The sequence below is a fragment of the Streptomyces sp. NPDC085524 genome (genome assembly GCF_044541755.1).
In the GTDB taxonomy this organism is placed as follows: domain Bacteria; phylum Actinomycetota; class Actinomycetes; order Streptomycetales; family Streptomycetaceae; genus Streptomyces.
The window spans coordinates 129,244-146,554 of the sequence record NZ_JBITTH010000001.1 but is presented as its reverse complement, the minus strand read 5'-3'; the positions used below and the strand labels follow the sequence as shown (position 1 = coordinate 146,554).

The 17,311-nt window shown below is 72.2% G+C and carries 16 protein-coding genes; 6 read left to right on the top strand and 10 right to left on the bottom strand.

The window, feature by feature from the left end; translation table 11 throughout:
- Nucleotides 1-293: 293 nt before the first annotated feature.
- Entirely contained in the window at nucleotides 294-896 is a 603-nt protein-coding gene (locus ACIGFK_RS00695; RefSeq protein WP_376655997.1) for an HAD family hydrolase, read from the bottom strand.
- Nucleotides 897-962: 66 nt separating this feature from the next.
- A complete protein-coding gene (locus ACIGFK_RS00690; protein ID WP_376655998.1) occupies nucleotides 963-2,195 on the bottom strand; it encodes a sugar MFS transporter in 1,233 nt (410 codons plus the stop codon).
- Nucleotides 2,196-2,365: 170 nt separating this feature from the next.
- Here ACIGFK_RS00690 and ACIGFK_RS00685 point away from each other — a divergent pair, with 170 nt between their 5' ends.
- Nucleotides 2,366-3,133: a DeoR/GlpR family DNA-binding transcription regulator gene (locus ACIGFK_RS00685; RefSeq protein WP_376655999.1), complete on the top strand. Its 768-nt coding sequence runs from the start codon at nucleotides 2,366-2,368 to the stop codon at nucleotides 3,131-3,133.
- Between the two features lie 414 nt (nucleotides 3,134-3,547).
- Nucleotides 3,548-4,627 carry a LuxR C-terminal-related transcriptional regulator gene (locus ACIGFK_RS00680; RefSeq protein WP_400050062.1) on the top strand — a complete coding sequence of 360 codons (1,080 nt, stop codon included), beginning with the start codon at nucleotides 3,548-3,550 and terminating at the stop codon, nucleotides 4,625-4,627.
- 37 nt (nucleotides 4,628-4,664) lie between these two features.
- On the opposite strand, the gene ACIGFK_RS00675 is transcribed toward ACIGFK_RS00680, so the two are convergent.
- The 7 genes from ACIGFK_RS00675 to ACIGFK_RS00645 form a co-directional block, all read right to left on the bottom strand.
- A complete protein-coding gene (locus ACIGFK_RS00675; RefSeq protein ID WP_376656001.1) occupies nucleotides 4,665-5,810 on the bottom strand; it encodes an ABC transporter substrate-binding protein in 1,146 nt (381 codons plus the stop codon).
- A gap of 222 nt (nucleotides 5,811-6,032) precedes the next feature.
- The gene (locus ACIGFK_RS00670) at nucleotides 6,033-8,699 is read right to left on the bottom strand and encodes a SpoIIE family protein phosphatase (RefSeq protein WP_400050214.1); all 2,667 of its coding nucleotides are present in this window, start codon (nucleotides 8,697-8,699) and stop codon (nucleotides 6,033-6,035) included.
- A 369-nt stretch (nucleotides 8,700-9,068) separates the two neighbouring features.
- Nucleotides 9,069-10,064 (bottom strand): hypothetical protein, encoded by a 996-nt coding sequence (locus tag ACIGFK_RS00665; RefSeq protein ID WP_400050061.1) that lies wholly within the window; start codon nucleotides 10,062-10,064, stop codon nucleotides 9,069-9,071.
- Nucleotides 10,065-10,230: 166 nt separating this feature from the next.
- A complete protein-coding gene (locus tag ACIGFK_RS00660; RefSeq protein WP_376656003.1) occupies nucleotides 10,231-10,650 on the bottom strand; it encodes an SWIM zinc finger domain-containing protein in 420 nt (139 codons plus the stop codon).
- Nucleotides 10,651-11,405: 755 nt separating this feature from the next.
- Nucleotides 11,406-11,603, bottom strand: a complete 198-nt coding sequence (locus ACIGFK_RS00655) for a 4-oxalocrotonate tautomerase family protein (protein WP_376656004.1) — start codon at nucleotides 11,601-11,603, stop codon at nucleotides 11,406-11,408.
- Between the two features lie 6 nt (nucleotides 11,604-11,609).
- A complete protein-coding gene (locus ACIGFK_RS00650) occupies nucleotides 11,610-12,002 on the bottom strand; it encodes a nuclear transport factor 2 family protein (RefSeq protein WP_376656005.1) in 393 nt (130 codons plus the stop codon).
- Nucleotides 11,999-12,739 carry an SDR family NAD(P)-dependent oxidoreductase gene (locus tag ACIGFK_RS00645; protein ID WP_400050060.1) on the bottom strand — a complete coding sequence of 247 codons (741 nt, stop codon included), beginning with the start codon at nucleotides 12,737-12,739 and terminating at the stop codon, nucleotides 11,999-12,001. Before ACIGFK_RS00645 ends, ACIGFK_RS00650 begins: the two co-directional genes overlap by 4 nt.
- 107 nt (nucleotides 12,740-12,846) lie before the next feature.
- Between ACIGFK_RS00645 and ACIGFK_RS00640 the strand changes: the two genes are divergently transcribed.
- The 4 genes from ACIGFK_RS00640 (at nucleotide 12,847) to ACIGFK_RS00625 (ending at nucleotide 15,548) form a co-directional block, all read left to right on the top strand.
- Nucleotides 12,847-13,746, top strand: a complete 900-nt coding sequence (locus ACIGFK_RS00640; protein ID WP_376656007.1) for a LysR family transcriptional regulator — start codon at nucleotides 12,847-12,849, stop codon at nucleotides 13,744-13,746.
- A 364-nt stretch (nucleotides 13,747-14,110) separates the two neighbouring features.
- Nucleotides 14,111-14,530, top strand: coding sequence for an aspartate 1-decarboxylase (gene panD / locus ACIGFK_RS00635; protein ID WP_376656008.1), 420 nt, complete (start codon nucleotides 14,111-14,113; stop codon nucleotides 14,528-14,530).
- Nucleotides 14,531-14,541: 11 nt separating this feature from the next.
- Complete coding sequence (locus ACIGFK_RS00630; RefSeq protein WP_376656027.1) at nucleotides 14,542-14,886, top strand: GNAT family N-acetyltransferase; 345 nt, start codon at nucleotides 14,542-14,544, stop codon at nucleotides 14,884-14,886.
- Nucleotides 14,883-15,548 (top strand): aspartate/glutamate racemase family protein, encoded by a 666-nt coding sequence (locus tag ACIGFK_RS00625; RefSeq protein ID WP_400050059.1) that lies wholly within the window; start codon nucleotides 14,883-14,885, stop codon nucleotides 15,546-15,548. The genes ACIGFK_RS00630 and ACIGFK_RS00625 overlap by 4 nt, the downstream gene beginning before the upstream one ends.
- Before the next feature lie 234 nt (nucleotides 15,549-15,782).
- Here ACIGFK_RS00625 and gndA read toward each other — a convergent pair whose 3' ends face one another.
- Nucleotides 15,783-17,228 (bottom strand): NADP-dependent phosphogluconate dehydrogenase, encoded by a 1,446-nt coding sequence (gndA, locus tag ACIGFK_RS00620; RefSeq protein WP_376656010.1) that lies wholly within the window; start codon nucleotides 17,226-17,228, stop codon nucleotides 15,783-15,785.
- Nucleotides 17,229-17,311: the final 83 nt, after the last annotated feature.

Here is a 17,311-nt window from a genome sequence, read left to right as displayed (position 1 = left end):
GAAAAGCATCACGGTGCGGACGGAACAGGGGTACTCGCGTCCGACGGACATGCAGGGTGTGGGGGGATGCGGCTCGATGCCGGCGGCGGCCCGGAATACGTCACCCATTCGCACGGGGATCTCGTGGCAGCGCCTTCTCTTTCATCCGATCACATTCCAACAGGCCCTGACAAGAGGGGAATTCGGCATGTGAATCTCCTCGCACGAGGATTTGTGGCGAGAAAGGGCCGGAAAGGCCGAAAGGGCGGGGCGCGCGCCCGGGGGAGGCCGTGACGGCGGCCCAGGCGCAGCCGCTACGGCGTGACGGTCTCCAGCGCGGCCCTCAGCGCCTCGGGGGACGTGAACAGATGCCCCTGGAAGCCGAGTTCGCATGCGGCCCGGACGTTGTCGGGCCGGTCGTCGACGAACAGGATCTGCCCGGGAGGCAGTCCGAGTTCGCGGACGCACCACTCGTAGGCGGCGGGTTCGGGCTTGGCGCTGCCGATCCGGCAGGAGAGGCCGCGGACCGCGAACCTCTCCAGCCAGGGCTGCGTGGCCTCGTAGCGGGCGGCCAGCTCCTCGGGGATGTTGGAGAGCAGCCCGAGGACGAAACCGCGGTCGGAAAGGTCGCCGAGCAGATCCACCATGCTCCCGTCGGTCTCGCTCCAGCTGGCGAGGTCGGCGGCGATCAGCTCGGCGGTCAGGCGGGCGTCGAGCGGGACCCCCAGCTGTGCGCAGACCCGCTGCCAGTAGCCGGGGCCGGTCACTTCGCCACGGTCGTAGGGGGCGCGGTGGGACCAGTACGCCTCCCAGAAGAGGCGGGGATCGCCGCCGGCCGTGCGTTCCAGTACGCCCTGCGACTCGGCTGACTGGAGACGGGCGATGACGCCGAACATGTCGAAGAGGACGGCTTTCATGCTTCGCGTTCCTTACGGTTCTTGCGCTGCTTGTCGTTCCTGCGTTCCTTGTGTTCCTTACGCCTCTCAGGGCGAGGGCGTGGCGACGGCGTCCGTGCGCCCCGGGGCGCGGGGGCCGTCCACCCCGCCGGGATCGGGGGCGTTGCGCCGCAGCCACAGGCTGAGGGCGCCGCACACCACGGCGAGCACGAACAGCACCAGGGGCACCGTCTTCACCTCCATTGTGTCGATCACCCCGCCCAGCAGCGGGGGGAAGGCCACGCCGCCGATCATCGAGGCGGCGATCACGTAGGCGCCGGCCGCGGCCACGCTCGGGACCGCGCGGTTCAGCCAGGGCAGGCAGGTCGGGAAGATGGGCGCGATCATCAGGCCGACGCCGAAGTACGCGTACGGGGCGAAGGCCGGAACGGTCGCCAGCAGCAGGAACCCGGCCATGCCGGCGCAGCAGACGATCAGGATCGAGGGGGCGGACCAGCGCAGGCTGAGGGGCGCGACGACGAACCGGCCGACGGTCATGGCGGCCCAGTACGCGGAGGTCGCGGTGGCGGCGGTGGCGGCGCCGTATCCGACGGCTTCGAGGTGGGTGGGCTCCCAGCCGCCCACGCCGGTCTCGATGGCGACGTGCAGCACGTAGACGCCGATGAACACCGCGATGACCGGGAGTACGCGGGCCCCGCCCGCCGAGGTGCCCTCCGCCGGTGCGGGGCGGGGCTCGCGGGCGGCGACCCCGCCGAGCGTGACCAGGATCAGCAGGCTGATCACGCCGATCCCGACGAAGATCTCCGGGTAGTTCTCCGCCCCGAGCCAGCCGATCAGGGCCGGACCCGCGATGGCGCCGATGCCGAAGTGCCCGTTGAGCAGGTTGAGCATGGCTGTGCTGCGGCGGCCGAAGCCGACGGCGAACAGCTGGTTGAGGCCGTAGTCGATGCCGCCGAAGCCGAGGCCGATGACGAACGTCCCGGCGAGGGCCAGGAGCCAGGTCGGCGAGAAGGCGAAGACCGCCGCGCCCGCGGCCATGAGTACGTAGGAACCGCCGAGGAGCGCCCGGTTGTTCAGGCGGCCCCGCAGGAGGTGGTAGATCAGCACACCCGCCAGCGCGCCGACGAAGTGGGCGCTGAGACTGAGCCCGGCCACTGCCGGGCTGATGCCGTACTCCTCCCGCAGGGCGGGGATCGCGGGCCCGTAGAGCGCCTGCAGGGCGCCGATCACCACGAACGCCACGCACGAGGCGGTGATCGCGACGGTGGTGAGGAGAGGCCTTCCCGCTTCCGGCAGGTCGGCCTCACTGGTGGCGGACATGACTCTCCTCATCGTCCTTGGCTGAATGAACAGACTTGGCGTTCACAGAAGCGTGGAATGCACACTTCCTCGCTCACAGTACTCACGATAAATGTTCGTTACAACAGATCGGGTGTGCGAAACGCTCACCGGGACCCTCCGGCGCCGCCGTCTGTGCTAAAAGCAGACACATGAACGTGATGGAGAGGCACAAGTTCGTCGTGGGACTGCTCGTGCAGCAGAACCGCGCGACCGTGGCCGAGCTGGCCCAGGCGACCGGGGCGTCCGAGATGACCATCCGGCGGGACCTGGAGGTGCTGGAGTCCCGGGGTGCGCTGCGCCGGGTCCGCGGCGGCGCCGTGAGCAGCCTGCCCGGAGGCGTCGAGCCGCCCTATGCGATCCGGGCCATGTCGGGGGTGCAGGCCAAGGAGCGGCTGGCGCGCGCCGTGGTCGAGCTCCTCACCGACGGCGAGACCGTGGCCCTCGACACCGGCACCACCGCCGTGGCCGTCGCCAGGGCCATGGCCGGCCGCCAGTTCACGGTCACCCCCCTCTCCCTGCACGCCGCCTTCGCGCTCTCCGGGCACTCGGGCATCCAGCTGGTGATGCCCGGGGGGCAGGTGCGTCCCGAGGAGCTCTCGTTCCACGGCCAGACCCCGGTGCAGACGTTCAAGGACCTGTGCTTCGACACGTTCGTGCTGGGCTGCTGCGGCGTCGACGCGGTCCAGGGCGCCACCGCCTACGACCTGGACGACGTCCAGGTGAAGCGGGCCGCGGTGGCGTCCGCGCAGCGGGTGGTCCTCGTGGCCACCGCGGACAAGATCGGCCGCACCGCGCTGGGCCGGATCTGCTCGATGGAGGAGATCGCCCTCGTCGTCACGGACGCCCCCGGCGACTCCCCGGCGGTCGAAGCGCTGCGGGAGAAGGGGGTCGAGGTGGTCCATCCGGTGGACGGCTGAACCGCCCGGCCGTGAGGGGTCCGGCCGGCCGTCTGGGGTTCATTCGCTGGCGCCCTTCCTGCTCGGCGCGCATCCGGGATCGGCGCGCCCCGTTCAGCATCGGGGGGCGTACGGCCGCCTTCCAATGGGGTCCGACCGTCGTGTTGCGGACTGTCGGGAAGACGACAGCAAGGGCTTGCAGAAATTTCCGGCCTCTTCTGCGGGCGCCCCGGCCCGGCGTGCCGGGGCCTCCCGTCCGGTGCGCCATCACGCGGACGCCCCCAAATCCCGGCAGAGTGCCCGTATCCGACGGTTCCGTCGGGACGGCGCTGCCGCCGGCCGAAGTGTGTCCGATACACGTTCCTGGCGCCGCGGCGGCGGCGCGGACTCTTCTAGCATCGCGATCGCGACGGATGCGAACGAGAGAGCGGCGACATGGAAACTGGCAGATTGCAGCGCCCGCAGGACCGCGACCGGCCCCGGGGGCTCACTTCCGAGGAGATGGACCTCTACCGGGAGTTCGCTGAACACGGCCCCCTCCGCAGAAGCCGGTTGTCGGCCCGCGAAGCCCCCGAAAGCTGCCTCATGGCCCTCGAGGGCCTCCTCGCCGCCGGCCTCGTCCGGCAGGTCGGCGCCGACTGCTTCGCAGCCGCCAACCCCGCCGAAGTGTCCGAGGAGTTGCTGAAACGCTGGGAGGACCGGGTCCAGGGCGCCCAGCTCGACCTGCTGCGCGTGCGCGGGCAACTGGCAGAGCTCGCCATCGTGCACGCCGCCCGCGGGCGCGCCCTTCAAGGGCCGCCGCTGGAACGGATCGAGTCGCCCGCCGAGCTGCAGCGCATACTCGACCAGCAGGCCGCGGAAGCCGGCCGGGAGCTGCTCAGCGCCCAGCCCGGCGGCCCCCGGCCGGCCGCCGACCTGCACCGGGCGCGCGAGCGGAACCGGGACCTGCTGGCGCGCGGCGTGCAGGTCCGCACCCTGTACCAGCACTCGGCCCGCTACGACCCGCCGACCGTGAGGTACGAGGCGGAGATGGCGGATCTGGGCGCCGAGGCCAGAACGGTCCCGGGCGGCCTGATCCGCTGCCTGGTCTTCGACCGGACCCTGCTCGTCCTGCCCCTCGACGACCCGGAGGGCGGAGCGCTGCTCGTGCGCAGCCCGGAGCTGGTCGCGTTCGTCGCCGAGATGATCGAACTGCTCTGGGTCACGGGCGAGCACATCACCAAGCCGCGCGAGAAGGCCTTCGTACAGGACGTGGCCGACCAGGCGAAACGCTCCATCCTGCAGCACCTGGTGCAGGGCGAGGACGACCGGGCCACCGCCCGCGCGCTGGGCATCTCGGTGCGCACCTGCCAGCGCCACGTCTCCGCCATCATGCGCCAGTTGGGCGCGACGAGCCGGTTCCAGCTCGGCTACCTCGCCCAGCGGCACGGGCTGCTCGCGCCCGACGGGCCCGAGGCGGCGAACCCGGTGGCATCGGTCCCGGTCCCTGCCCCGGCCCCGGTGGCCTCGGTGTGAACGCCCGGCTCCCGTCCGTTCCGCGGCGCGTCGGCCCTCAGCCCTTGACGGCGTCGGCCCAGTTGCGGGTCACGGTCTCCCTCGCCTTGTCCCGCTGCGCCTCCGTCGGGAACGAGGGCGTGCCCTCCACCGTCGGCAGGTTCTCCGCGGCGGCCTTGTCGAGGGTGCCGTCCTGCTCCATGGCGTCCATGAGCACGGGACGCGCGTAGGCGCGGAGGCGGGTGTTCTGGCCCTCCGGGCTGAAGAGGTACTCCTGCCACAGCCGCGCCGCCGCGGGGTGCGGGGCGTCCTTGTTCACCCCGTTGGCGTAGTACTGGGCGAAGCTGCCGTCGAAGGGGATGGAGGTCCGCCAGTCGACGTCCGCGCCCTTGTCGCGGAATTCGTCGGCGTACCCGAGGTTGAGGAAGTCCCAGTCGATGCTGATCGGGGTCCGGCCGTCCTCGATCGTGGCCGGGGTGGATTCGACCGGGATGAAATTGCCGCTCGCGGCGAGCTCGGCGAAGAAGTCGATGCCCGGCTGGATGTCGTCGAAGGAGCCGCCGTTCGCGAGGGCCGCCGCCCACACGCCGGCGAACGCGGAGCCGGACCTGGTCGGGTCGCCGTTGAGGGCGACCTTGCCCTTGTACTCGGGCTTGCGCAGGTCGTCGAAGGTGGAGGGGCAGGTCTTGACGCGCTTGGCGTCACAGCCGATCGAGACGTAGCCGCCGTAGTTGTTGTACCAGCGGGCCTTCGGATCCTTCTGCTGCTTCGGGATGCCGTCCCACGCCGCGACCTTGTACGGGGCGAGCAGGCCCTGCCCGGCAGCCGCCCGGGCGAAGGAGTCCCCCACGTCGATCACGTCGGGGGCGCGGCCGTCGCTCCTGCGCTCCTTGAGGGCGTTGATCTCGTCCTGGCTGGTGCCCTCCGGGTTCTCCACCGTGACCTTGATCCCGTACTTCTTCTCGAAGCCGTCGATGAGCGCGCCGTAATTGGCCCAGTCGTCCGGGAGCGCGATCGTGTTGAGCGCGCCCTCCTTCTTCGCCGCCGCGGTCAGCGCCGCCATGCCGCCGGCCTCCGCGGCGGAGGTGGCCGTGGCGGGGGTGCTGGGTGCGGGGACGGACTCGTTCCCGCAGGCGCCGAGGGACGCCGCCGTGAAGGCCAGGCAGACGGCGACGGCTGCTGTCCGGAGACGGGGTGCGGGCACTAAGGCTCCATGGCGGGCGATCGCATACCGGTCGAAACCAGCGTACGTTCACCGGCCCGGGCGGCGCAGTCCCAGCGGGCGCGGTCCCGGCGGGCGGTGTCCCGGCGGGCGGTGTCCCGGCCGGCCCGGTCCCGGCAGCCGCGGTTCCGGCCGACGCGGTCCGATGCCGCCCCGCGGCCGCGACACCGGGGCTGCTCGGGGCGGCCGCGGTACGGGGGCCGCTCAGAGCGGCTCGTCGTCCCACCCGGCCAGCAGGTCCTCCTCCGCCACCTCCGCGGCCGGCGCGGTCCCGTCGTACAGGGCCTGCTCGCTCCAGATGATCTTGCCGCGGGGGGTGTAGCGGGTTCCCCAGCGCTGGGCGAACTGTGCCACGAGGAACAGGCCGCGGCCGCCCTCGTCGGTCTCCTCGGCCCGGCGCACGTGCGGGGACGTGCTGGACCCGTCGGAGACCTCGCAGATCAGGTGGCGGTCGTGGAGCAGCCTCACCCGGATGGGCTCGGTCCCGTAGCGGATGGCATTGGTCAGCAGCTCGCTGAGGATCAGTTCCGTGGTGAACGCGATGTCGTCGAGGCCCCACTCCGTCAGGCGGCGGGCGCAGGCGTTGCGCACCTTGGACACCTCGGCGGGATCGGGGGTCACCTCCCACACCGCGATCCGGGTGGGGTCCATGCGGCGGGTACGGGCCACCAGCAGCGCGATGTCGTCCCTGGGCCCCGTGGGCAGCACCGCGTCGATCACCGCGGTGCAGGTCTCCTCCGGCGTGCGGGCGGGCCCGGCCAGGGCGGAGCGCAGCGCCGCCAGACCTGCGTCGGGATCGCGGTCCCGGCCCTCGATCAGCCCGTCGGTGAAGAGCGCCAGCGTGGAGCCCTCGGGCAGGGTCAGCTCCGCGGTCTCCCTGGGCAGACCCGCGCCCAGGCCCAGCGGCGGCGAGACCGGCACCTCGGGGAAGGACACCGTGCCGTCGGGGTGCACCAGCGCCGGGCCCGGATGGCCGGCGGTCGCGGCCTCCACCCGCCCCGACACGGGATCGTAGACGGCGCACAGGCAGGTGGCCCCGGTGATCCCCTGCCACTCCTGCTCGTCGGTGTCGATGTGGGCGACCAGCTCGTCCAGGTGGTTCAGGAGCTCGTCCGGAGGCAGGTCGAGCATCGAGAAGTTGTACACCGCGGTCCGCAGGCGGCCCATGGTGGCGGCGGCGTGCAGACCGTGCCCGACGACGTCGCCGACCACCAGCGCCACCCGGGCGCCGGGCAGCGGGATCACGTCGAACCAGTCACCGCCCACACCGGCCTGGGCCGACAGGTAGCGGTGCGCGACCTCGACGGCGGACTGATCCGGTACGCCCCGGGGCAGCAGGCTGCGCTGGAGGGTGTCGGCCACGGTGTGCTCGCGGGTGTAGCGGCGGGCGTTGTCGACCGACAGCGCAGCCCGGGCGGTCAGCTCCTCGGCGAAGGACACGTCCTCCTCGTCGAACGGCGGGGAGTCCTGGCCCCGCCAGTACCCGGCCATCCCCAGCGCGACGCCCCGGGCGCGCAGGGGCACGGCGATCAGGGAGTGGATGCCGCGTTCCAGGATCAGCTCGGCGTTGACCGGGTCCTGGGTCCGCCAGCGCTGCGCGGTGCGCAGGTCGGCCTCCAGGACGGCATGGCCGCCGGCCAGCCCGGTGGCCATGGGGCTGGTGGGAACGAACCGGATCAGCCGTCCGAGGGGGTAGAGCGGGTGGTCGCCGTGCAGGCCGACGCGGGCGGTGCGGCGCATCTCGGTCGTCACGTCCGGCGGATCCTCGCCGCGCAGCACAGGGTCCATCAGGTCGACCGTGACCACGTCCGCGAAGCGCGGGACCGCCACCTCCGCCAGTTCCTCCGCGGTGCGCTCCACGTCCAGCGTGGTCCCCACCTGCACCCCCGCGTCGTAGAGCAGCTTCAGCCGCTCGCGGGCCACCTCGGCCCGGCCCGACAGCGCCCGCAGCTCGGTGGTGTCCCGCAGCGTCACGACGGTCCCGGTCGTGCCGAAGGGGGCCGTGGGCCGGATGTTCACCGCCAGGAGCCGGTCGGCCGCCATGTGCACCTCGTCGGTCGCGGCCCGGCCCGATGCCAGCCGCTCGGCGATGCCCTCCTCCAGCCCCAGGCCGGTGACGGGGCGCCCCTCCGCGTCCGCCGGCAGGTCCAGCAGCCGCCGCGCCTCGTCGTTGGCCAGCAGCAGCCGGCCGCCCTCGCCGACGATGAGCACGCCCTCCCGGACCGCGTGCAGCACCGCGTCGTGGTGCTCGTACATCCTCGTCATCTCGGCCGGTCCCAGGCCGTGGGTCCGGCGCAGCAGCCGGCGGCTCACCAGGGCGGTGCCGCCCGCGGACAGCGCGAGGACCGCCGCCGCGCTGCCGAGGACGACGGGCAGCTGCCGGTTCACCATGCTCTGCACGTTCTGGACCGTGACCGGGGAGGAGACGATGGCGATGACGTCGCCGCCGGCGTCCTTGACCGGGACCACCGAGACCACGGACTGCCCCAGCGACCCCTCGAACGTCTCGGTGAACGACTTGCCGGCCGCCGCCTTGGAGAACGGGCCCACGACGTGCTTCCCGAGCTGGCGCGGGTTGCTGTGGGTGATGGTGAGACCGTCGAGCGTGTACGTGTTGATGCCGTCGACCCCGGCGATCTTCCGGGCCGCCTCGGCGCTCGGCTGGAGCCGCGCGGTGGGGTGGGGGCTGCGCAGGGCCTCGACGATCCCCGGGGACTCCGCGAACGTCCCGGCGGCGGCGAGCGTACGGTGCCGGGCGTCCAGCATGGCGGCGCTGCGGCCCTGCACCACGAGCACCACGACCACGGCAGCGACGAGCAGGACCACGACCGCCAGCTGGAGCAGGAACACCTCGCCGGCCAGGCTGCGCACGCTGAGGAGCGAGGACAGCCGCTGCCGCCCCGCCCCCTCCCTGGCGGCCGGGGCAGCCTCCCGGCGCTCCTGGTGGCCACCTGCGCGGGGGCGCGGAGGAGGACCGGAGGGGCTCGCGGCCGAGCGGAGCAGCCAGCGCCGGAGACCTCCCAGGTAGTTGCTCACCCGTCCATTTTCCAACCTCTGCGCGCAGTCGGCAGCGCGCAGCACGCGTCGGGCCCTGCCGGGGCCACAGCGCCGCGACGGCCGTCCCCCGCCGCCGGCTGCCCGGGCGGCGCGGGGGGCTGAGACGCGCGGTACCACCCGCACCACCACCCGGACCGGGCGGGGAGCCACGAGTGGCGGATCTTCCGGCATTCCGGCCGGCGCTCAGAGGCCGGACCGGTCGAGCAGGGCCGGCAGCTTTCGCTTGCGCTTCTGGTCGGTGCGCAGGGCGGCCATGTAGATGGCGAAGTCGCTTTCCGTACCGAGGGCACGGTGGCAGGAGCGGGCGCTGAGCAGCAGCTTCGTGAGGTGTTCGTACGTACGGTCACGGGTCTGCGCACGCAGCGGCTCGATCCAGCGCAAGTAGACGGTCAGCGCGTCGGCCGGTTGCCGGTCGCGGATCCGGTCGGCCAGGGCCAGCCATTGCCGCCGGCCGGCGTAGCCGCCGGTGGCGGCTTGCCAGGCTGCCTGGAGGTCGTCGTCCATGAGCGCGTCGACCAGCGGCGAGTTGTCGTGCCGCTGCTCGTTCCCCGGCCGGGAAGCGGCCCGCAGTACCTCCAGGGCGCCCGCGCGCCCGGCGCCCTCCCAGGCTCCGGCATCACGAGCCGCCGTACGCAGGTGCTGGTAGGCGGTCAGCGAGGGGCGGGCGCACAACAGGTTCCGGCGGACCGTGACCACGTCGGCCGGACGCCCGGCCAGCTCGTAACGCTTGCAGACGAAGGCGACCAGATCGCCGTCCGGTCCCCACTCGGAGACGGCTTCCCGCAGCCCGCGTTCAGCCCACTCCAGGGCTTCGCCCGCGCGGCCCGCGGTCTCCAGCTCTCTGGCGATCACCAGGTGGGTGTGACCGTTGGGGGCGAGGTCCGACGTATGGACCTCGACCAGTGCGTCCATCCGCCACCGTCGGCCTTCAGGAGGCGCTCCAAGAGGTACTTCTCCGCCAACCCCTTCGGGGTTGGCCCGCCAGGCGGCGCCCACCCGTGCGCGGGCATGGGCCATGCCCCGGTCACCCACCACCGCCCGGTAGTCGAACAGGTCGATGTCGGCGGCCTCGTTCACCTCGTCCAGCAGATACCGGACCAGCCATTGCGCGGTCTCGACCGGATCGGGCCGGGCCGTTCGGCAGGCTTCGAGGTGGACATCGGCCACCGCGGTGGCCAAGTCCCCGATCAGGCCGTCCGAGTCGTCGATCTCCCCGTACGTGCGCCCCAGGGCCAGCAGGACCTCGCAGGCGACCTCCGCCGCTCGCCGTCAGGGCGCGCAGTGTGCTGACGGCCTCTGCCGCCTGCCTGCCGTATGCGCGGGCGTCGGCGTACTCGACGTAGCCCTAGCGGGCGAAGGGACGGGTGCCGAGGAGGCTCAGAATGCGCTCGCGCACGATGCCGGTGTCCGCGCCGACGGCGACCGCCAGCCAGTCGTCCAGCAGGCGGGTGCGCGCAGTCGCGGCCGACCGCCGCTGTGGTACGGATTCGGCTTGCCCGAGCACGGTCAGGCCGACCGCAACACAGTGCTTGCAGAAGTTGCCCTCCCGGCCATAGGAGCAGTCGCACCAGCCGGTGAGGCCGCCGTCCTCGTCCTCGGCGAGCTCCACCTCGTACGCGTCGCTTCCGTCGACGGTGGCGGTGATGGCTTCGTCCCCGGTCTCCAGCCGTGAGACCTCGGAGAGATAGCCGAGCCCCCGCTCGAAGGAGCGCGCCCCCGCCAGTCGCCGCAAGTCGTCCTCGGTGAAACCAAGAGCGTGTGTCACGGCACCCATTCAATCGGACGCGGGCCCCTCACCACCGTGCTCTGCGGAGGGTCGGCATGGGCTGAGGCTGTGCCTGCATCACCTCCAGCTCGGCGATGGCCCTGCAAGGATCCGCAGGATCTGCCCCGCTCGCCTCGGGCAGTGCCGGGGCGAGCGGGGAAGTCGCCGTCGGCTGCAACCGCACGCCGGGAGCCCCGCCTCGCTCCGCGAAGGGCGCGCACGAATCCGGACGTCCTCGTGCGGCCGCCCACGGGAGGGAGTGCCTCAGGGTGAGTCATGAAAGACCTGCGGAGAGCTGACCGGACATACGCATCGTTGCAGTCTCCGGAGACTGCCCTCGACCTGCAGAAAGCGGCCAGGGAGCAGGCAAACGGGGAGTTACTCCATGCTGCGCACCATGTTCAAGTCCTACATCTGACATCTGGGCGTTTTCCCAGCTCAGGGCCATGCTCCGCGCGGGCAGGTCAGCAATCGGTCAGCATGGGACGCGGAGCACGTCCTGCTCATGCGGGCCCGGCCTCGCCCATCGGAGGTCCGGCCGGATCACGCTGCCGGCCGAAGCTCGGTCCACCAGCGTCCTGCTGGCCGTGCCGCAGAGATCCCGGCCGATCGCGGCGATCGGCCGGGGTCCCCGTCGATGCCGGGTCGTGACTGCGGACCGGTCACGTCGTTGTCCCGCCCGGTCGCGACGACGTTCACCAGGCGGGACTACCGAGCAACTCCCTCCGCCGTTTCCGGCGTTCTCGACTTCCCGGCTACTGCCTGCGGAATTCCTCGGCCGGAAGTCCGCCGATTCCCCAGTCCTCGAGCTCGACCTCGTCGATGACCACGAACGTCGTGGCCGGGCTCTTGTCGAGTACCTTCACCAGCAGGTCGGTCACGCCCGCGATGATCTCGGCCTTCTGCCCGGCGGTGGCGCCCTCTCGCGTGATCTTCACATTGACATAAGGCATGGCAGCTCAGTCCTCATCCTCAACCGTCTCGAAGTGGAAGACCTTCGAAATGATCTGCCACCGCCCCTCGACCCGCACCAGCGTCAGGAAGTCCCAGTAACGCCTCGGTCCCATCGAGCACTCCACCCGGGCCAGTGCCGTCACCGGCCCGGCGAATTCGACCGTCACGATGCGGTCGCGCCGTACCTCACCCCGCGCGGCCGGCGGTTCACGGCGGCGGACCACGGGGAAGTACTCGTCCATGCTCAGCCGCAGCAGCTCGCCCGGGCCCGCGCCCTCGGTCGCGGTGGCGTAGACGGCGCCGGGGTGGAAGACCTGGCCGAGCAGCTCCGTGTCCCCGTGGTAGAGGCCGTCGAAGTACTGCCGGAGCACCTGCTCCACGTCGTGCTGTGCGGTCATCGGGAACGCCCCGTCACATGACCGCCGTCCACGCGCAGGGCGTGGCCGGTGATGAACTCGGCGCCCGCGAGGTACACGACCGCGTCCGCGATCTCGGAGATCTCGCCCACCCGGTCGAGCAGCGCGAGCCCGCCGAAGGAGTCCACGTCCGAGCCCTCGTGCAGCGGGGTCCGGATCACGCCCGGCGCAACCAGGTTGACGCGGATCCGGTTCGCCGCGAGTTCGGCGGCCAGGCTCGTGGTGAGCGCGTGCACGCCACCCTTGCTGATGACCGGAGCCGACGCGGGGAAGCCGGCGATGGCGTGGTCGACCAGTACCGTACCGATGTTGACGATGCTCCCGCCGCGGCCCTGCTCCCGCATCCGGCGCACCACCGCCTGGGTGGTCAGGTAGGTCCCCTTGAGGTTGCCCGCCAGGTACCCGTCCAGCTCCTCCTCCGTCACATCGGTGAACGGCTTCGGCGCGAACGTTCCGGCGTTGTTCACGAGCACGTCCACGCCCCCGAAGCGTTCCACGGCGGCCCGTACGAGTGCCTCACCCGTCGCCGCATCCCCGATGCCCCCCACCACCTGCGCGACCCGCTCGCCGTGACCGAGCCGTGCGGCAGCCTTCCCGAGCCGGTCCGCGTCCCGGCCGTTGATCACCACACCGGCGCCCCGGTCCAGGAAGGCCTGGGCGATCCCCAGCCCGATTCCGCTCGATGCCCCCGTGACCACCACGGTCATGTTCGTCGACATTCCGGGTCACTCCTTCATTCGTTGTCATCCATCCCGACACATCGAACCTAGGAGCAGTCGATCAATAACACCACGTTGGAATTTGAAGTCTGCGATAATCCACGGTTATGACTGTGGATCTGCGCGACCTCGAGCTCCTTGCGGCCACCGCCGACTCCGGCTCCCTCACCGCGGCGGCGGAACGCCTCTACGTCAGCCAGCCCGCGCTCAGCCAGCGCCTCACCCGCCTCGAGGACCGGCTCGGCATGCCGCTCTTCGACCGCACGGGCCGCAGGCTGGTCCCGAACGCAGCAGGCCGGCGCCTGCTGGTGGCGGCCCATCACGTCCTGGACGAGCTGCGCTCGGCAACGCGAGACCTCCATGAGATGCGCGACGGCCGCAACCGCCGGGTGCGTTTCACCGCACAGTGCAGCACCACCTTCCAGTGGCTGCCCCCGGTCATCCGCGCCTTCCGCGACCGGCACCCGGACGCCGAGGTCCGCATCGAATCCGTCCCCGACGACGCACCGGTCCCCGCGCTCCTCGCCGACCGCGTGGACGTCGCTCTGGTCACCAAGCCGGACCCGGAGATGGACCGGGTCGGCCTGACCCGCCTCTTCGATGACGAGATGGTGGCCGTGGTCCCCTCCGACCATCCCTGGGCCGCCCGCCCCCACCTCACCGCGAAGGACTTCACGGACGCCCACCTGATCCTGTACGACGCCTACGACCAGACCAGGATCCCCTCGATCCCGCTCCCCCTGCCGCCGCAGGCGCGGCCGGCCCGCGTCACCACGATGCCCGTGATCACGGACCTGGTCATCGAAATGGTCGCCGGCGGCCAGGGCGCGACCATCCTCCCCAACTGGGCAGCCGCGCCGTACACGGACTCCCACGGCCTCGCGCTGATCCAGATCGGCGCCACTCCCATGGCACGCACCTGGTACCTGGCCACCCGCCTGGGCCCCCGCCCGCCCCACCTGCAGGCATTCGTCGATGAACTGACCGCCCGCCTGGCGCGCCCGTGACCGGGCCGGGAGCTGGGGCCCGGCTGTGGGAACTGCCGTACCGGACAGGTGGGGATCAGGCCGGCGTCGCGGCCCGGCCGTACCGGCCGGTCTCCTTCCGCCATCAGCGCTGACCTGCGGCGGCGCCTCGGGTGGCCGTGAGGTCGTCCGGCTGCCCGCCGCCGTCGAAGCGGAACCAGTGCGGGGGCGCGGCTGGTCCTCGCGCGACCGTCCTGACAATGCTTCGGGAAAGTCGTCAGATGGTCAGCGTGAACCCTGCATGACCCGGTGAAGGCTGACCGGACATGCTAATCGTTGTAGGCTCCGGAGACCGCCCTTGACCTGCAGAAAGCGGGCAGGGAGCAGACAAACCGGGAGTTACTCCATGCTGCGCACCATGTTCAAGTCCAAGATCCACCGGGCCACCGTCACCCAGGCCGACCTGCACTACGTCGGCTCCGTGACCGTCGATGCCGATCTGCTCGACGCGGCCGACCTGCTGCCCGGCGAGCTCGTGCACATCGTGGACATCACCAACGGCGCGCGGCTGGAGACCTACATCATCGAGGGCGAGCGCGGGTCCGGGGTCGTCGGGATCAACGGGGCCGCCGCGCATCTCGTGCACCCCGGGGACCTGGTCATCCTCATCAGTTACGCGCAGGTCGAGGACGCGGAGGCCCGGGCGCTCACGCCCCGCGTCGTGCACGTCGACGCCGACAACCGGATCGTCGAGCTGGGCGCGGACCCCTCCGCCCCGGTGCCGGGTACGGATCAGCAGCGCAGCCCCCACGCGGTGGCTGTCTGAGAGGAGCGGGGATCGTGGCGATCGAGTTCCAGGACGAGCGGAAGGCCGGGCGGCTGTTCGCGGTCGAGGACGGGGCGGTGGTCGGGTTCATCGCCTACTTCGTCCTCGCCGAGGCGCCCCACGCCCTGGTGGCCGTGCACACCATCGTCGAGCCGGACCACGAGGGCCGGGGCATCGCCGGCGGGCTGGTGAAGACCTTCTACGGGATCGCCGCCGCCGAAGGGGTGCCCGTGGTCCCGCTCTGCCCGTACGCGGCCAGCTGGGCCGCCAAACACCCCGACCAGGCGCCCTCGGCGCCCGCCGGGGTCGTGGCGGCGGCCAAGGCGCAGCTCGACGCGGACTCCGATCTCTGGTGACGGACCCGACGGACCCGACGGCCCCCGGGCTGGTCCTGCTGCACACCTCGGCCGCGCACGTCCCGGTCTTCGACGCGCTGCGCGACCGGAACCACCCGGGGGCCGTCCTGCGCCACCTGGTGGTTCCGGAGCTGCTGGAGCGCGCCCGCACCGAAGGGCCGCAGGCGGTGGCTCCGGCCCTGCTGGAGGCGCTCGCCGGAGCCGGGTCCGGGCCCGTGCTGGTCACCTGCTCGACGATCGGGGCGACCGCGGAGGCCCTCGCACCGGCGCTCGGCGCACCGGTGCTGCGGGTGGACCGGCCCATGGCGGCCGCGGCGGTGCGCACGGGCGCGCGGATCGCCGTACTGGCCACCGTGGAGTCGACCCTCGCCCCGACCGTGGAGCTGCTGGCCGAGGAGGCCGGCGGGCGGCCCGTGGAGCTCCGTACGCACCTCGTCGACGGGGCCTGGGAGCGCTTCGCGGCGGGCGACGGGGCGGGCTCCCTCGAGCGCGTCGCGGCGGCCGCCGACGCCGTCACCGGAGCGGACGTCATCGTGCTGGCCCAGGTCTCCATGACCGGGGCCGCGGACCTCGTCGCCACCCGGATCCCGGTGCTGTCCAGCCCGGCCGCAGGCCTGGCTGCCGGCCTCGCCGGGGGATTGCGCCAGGTGGCGGCGCCGTAGGGGCATTCCCGGCGCCATCGGGGGAAGGTGGTCCACATGGTGCGAAAACCCGAAGGAACGCAGCCCCCGGTCCCCGAGCCCGAGCCCGCTCCGGACCCCAGCCCCTTCCCGGACCCCGGACCCATCCCGCGCCCGGTGCCGCCCGTGCCCGGCCCCTTCCCGGAGCCGGACCCGGTGCCCCCGCCTCCAGGGCCCGCGCCGGTACCGCAGCCCGGACCCTGGAGCTGAGGGGACTCAGCCCGTCTGGACCTCGGAGCGGTCGCCGCTCCAGAGCGTGTGGAACGAGCCCTCGCGGTCGGTGCGCCGGTAGGTGTGCGCTCCGAAGAAGTCCCGCTGCCCCTGCGTGAGGGCGGCCGGGAGCCGCTCCGCGCGCAGCGCGTCGTAGTACGCCAGCGAGGCGGAGAAGGCCGGAACCGGGATGCCGTGCTGCACGGCCGCCACGAGAGCGGCCCGCCAGTCCTGCTGGGCCGCGCCGATCTCGCCCGCGAACTCCGCGTCCGCCAGCAGGCTCGGCAGATCCGGCCGCGCGTCGTACGCCGCGCGGATCCGGTCCAGGAACGCGGCCCGGATGATGCAGCCGCCGCGCCACAGCGAGGCCACCGCGCCCAGGTCCACGCCCCAGCCGTACTCCTCGCTGCCGGCCCGGATCTGGTGGAAGCCCTGGGTGTACGAGACGATCTTCGACGCGTACAGGGCCTGTTCCACCTGCGCGGCGAACGCGTCCGCCGCCTCCGGGGACAGCGGGGCGGCGGCCGGTCCCGGGAGCCCGCGCGAGGCCGCGCGCAGGTCCGCGTGGCCCGAAACGGAACGTGCGAAGACCGCCTCGGCGATGCCCGACACGGGAACGCCCAGGTCCAGGGCGATCTGCACGGTCCAGCGGCCGGTGCCCTTCTGCTCGGCGGCGTCGGCCACGACGTCCACGAACGGGCGGCCGGTCGCGGCGTCCGTGTGCGCGAGCACCTCCGCCGTGATCTCGATCAGGTACGAGTCCAGGCGCCCCCGGTTCCAGGTGCGGAAGGTCTCCGCGATCTTGGCGGGGGAGTAGCCTGCCACCTCGCGCAGCAGGTGGTAGGCCTCGGCGATCAGCTGCATGTCGGCGTACTCGATGCCGTTGTGCACCATCTTCACGAAGTGCCCGGCGCCGTCGGGGCCCACGTGCGAGGTGCAGGGCGTGCCGTCGGCGGCCTTCGCGGAGATCTTCTCCAGCAGCGGGCCCAGGGAGGCGTACGACTCCTCCGAGCCGCCGGGCATGATGCTCGGGCCGAGCAGCGCGCCCTCCTCGCCGCCCGAGATGCCCACGCCCACGAAGTGGATGCCCTGCTCGCGCAGGTCCTTCTCGCGGCGGCGGGTGTCCTCGAAGTGGGCGTTGCCGCCGTCGATGATGACGTCGCCCTCCTCCAGCAGCGGGGCGAACTCGCGGATCACGGCGTCGGTCGGCTCGCCGGCCTTCACCATGATGACGAGCCGTCGGGGGCGCTCCAGCGCGTCGACGAACTCCTTCGCCGACTCGGCCGCCACGAAGGCGCCCTCGTGCCCGAACTCCTCGACCAGTGCCCGGGTCTTCGAGGCGGTGCGGTTGTGGACGGCCACGGTGAAGCCGTTGCGGGCGAAGTTGCGGGCGAGGTTGCTGCCCATGACCGCGAGCCCGGTGACGCCGATCTGGGCTGTGCTCGTGCTCATCGTTGCGCTCCTGCGTGCGTCGGTGTGCGGGGAGACCGACGCTACCCCGGTGCCGGGGCATATGGATCTCCAACCCGTCGTGG

Bases quoted from the DNA above. Each gene is read 5' to 3' on its own strand.
- ACIGFK_RS00695 (WP_376655997.1), bottom strand. From the start codon at position 896: ATGAAAGCCGTCCTCTTCGACATGTTCGGCGTCATCGCCCGTCTCCAG.
- ACIGFK_RS00690 (WP_376655998.1), bottom strand. From the start codon at position 2,195: ATGTCCGCCACCAGTGAGGCCGACCTGCCGGAAGCGGGAAGGCCTCTC.
- ACIGFK_RS00685 (WP_376655999.1), top strand. From the start codon at position 2,366: ATGAACGTGATGGAGAGGCACAAGTTCGTCGTGGGACTGCTCGTGCAG.
- ACIGFK_RS00680 (WP_400050062.1), top strand. From the start codon at position 3,548: ATGGAAACTGGCAGATTGCAGCGCCCGCAGGACCGCGACCGGCCCCGG.
- ACIGFK_RS00655 (WP_376656004.1), bottom strand. From the start codon at position 11,603: ATGCCTTATGTCAATGTGAAGATCACGCGAGAGGGCGCCACCGCCGGG.
- ACIGFK_RS00650 (WP_376656005.1), bottom strand. From the start codon at position 12,002: ATGACCGCACAGCACGACGTGGAGCAGGTGCTCCGGCAGTACTTCGAC.
- ACIGFK_RS00645 (WP_400050060.1), bottom strand. From the start codon at position 12,739: ATGTCGACGAACATGACCGTGGTGGTCACGGGGGCATCGAGCGGAATC.
- ACIGFK_RS00640 (WP_376656007.1), top strand. From the start codon at position 12,847: ATGACTGTGGATCTGCGCGACCTCGAGCTCCTTGCGGCCACCGCCGAC.
- panD (WP_376656008.1), top strand. From the start codon at position 14,111: ATGCTGCGCACCATGTTCAAGTCCAAGATCCACCGGGCCACCGTCACC.
- gndA (WP_376656010.1), bottom strand. From the start codon at position 17,228: ATGAGCACGAGCACAGCCCAGATCGGCGTCACCGGGCTCGCGGTCATG.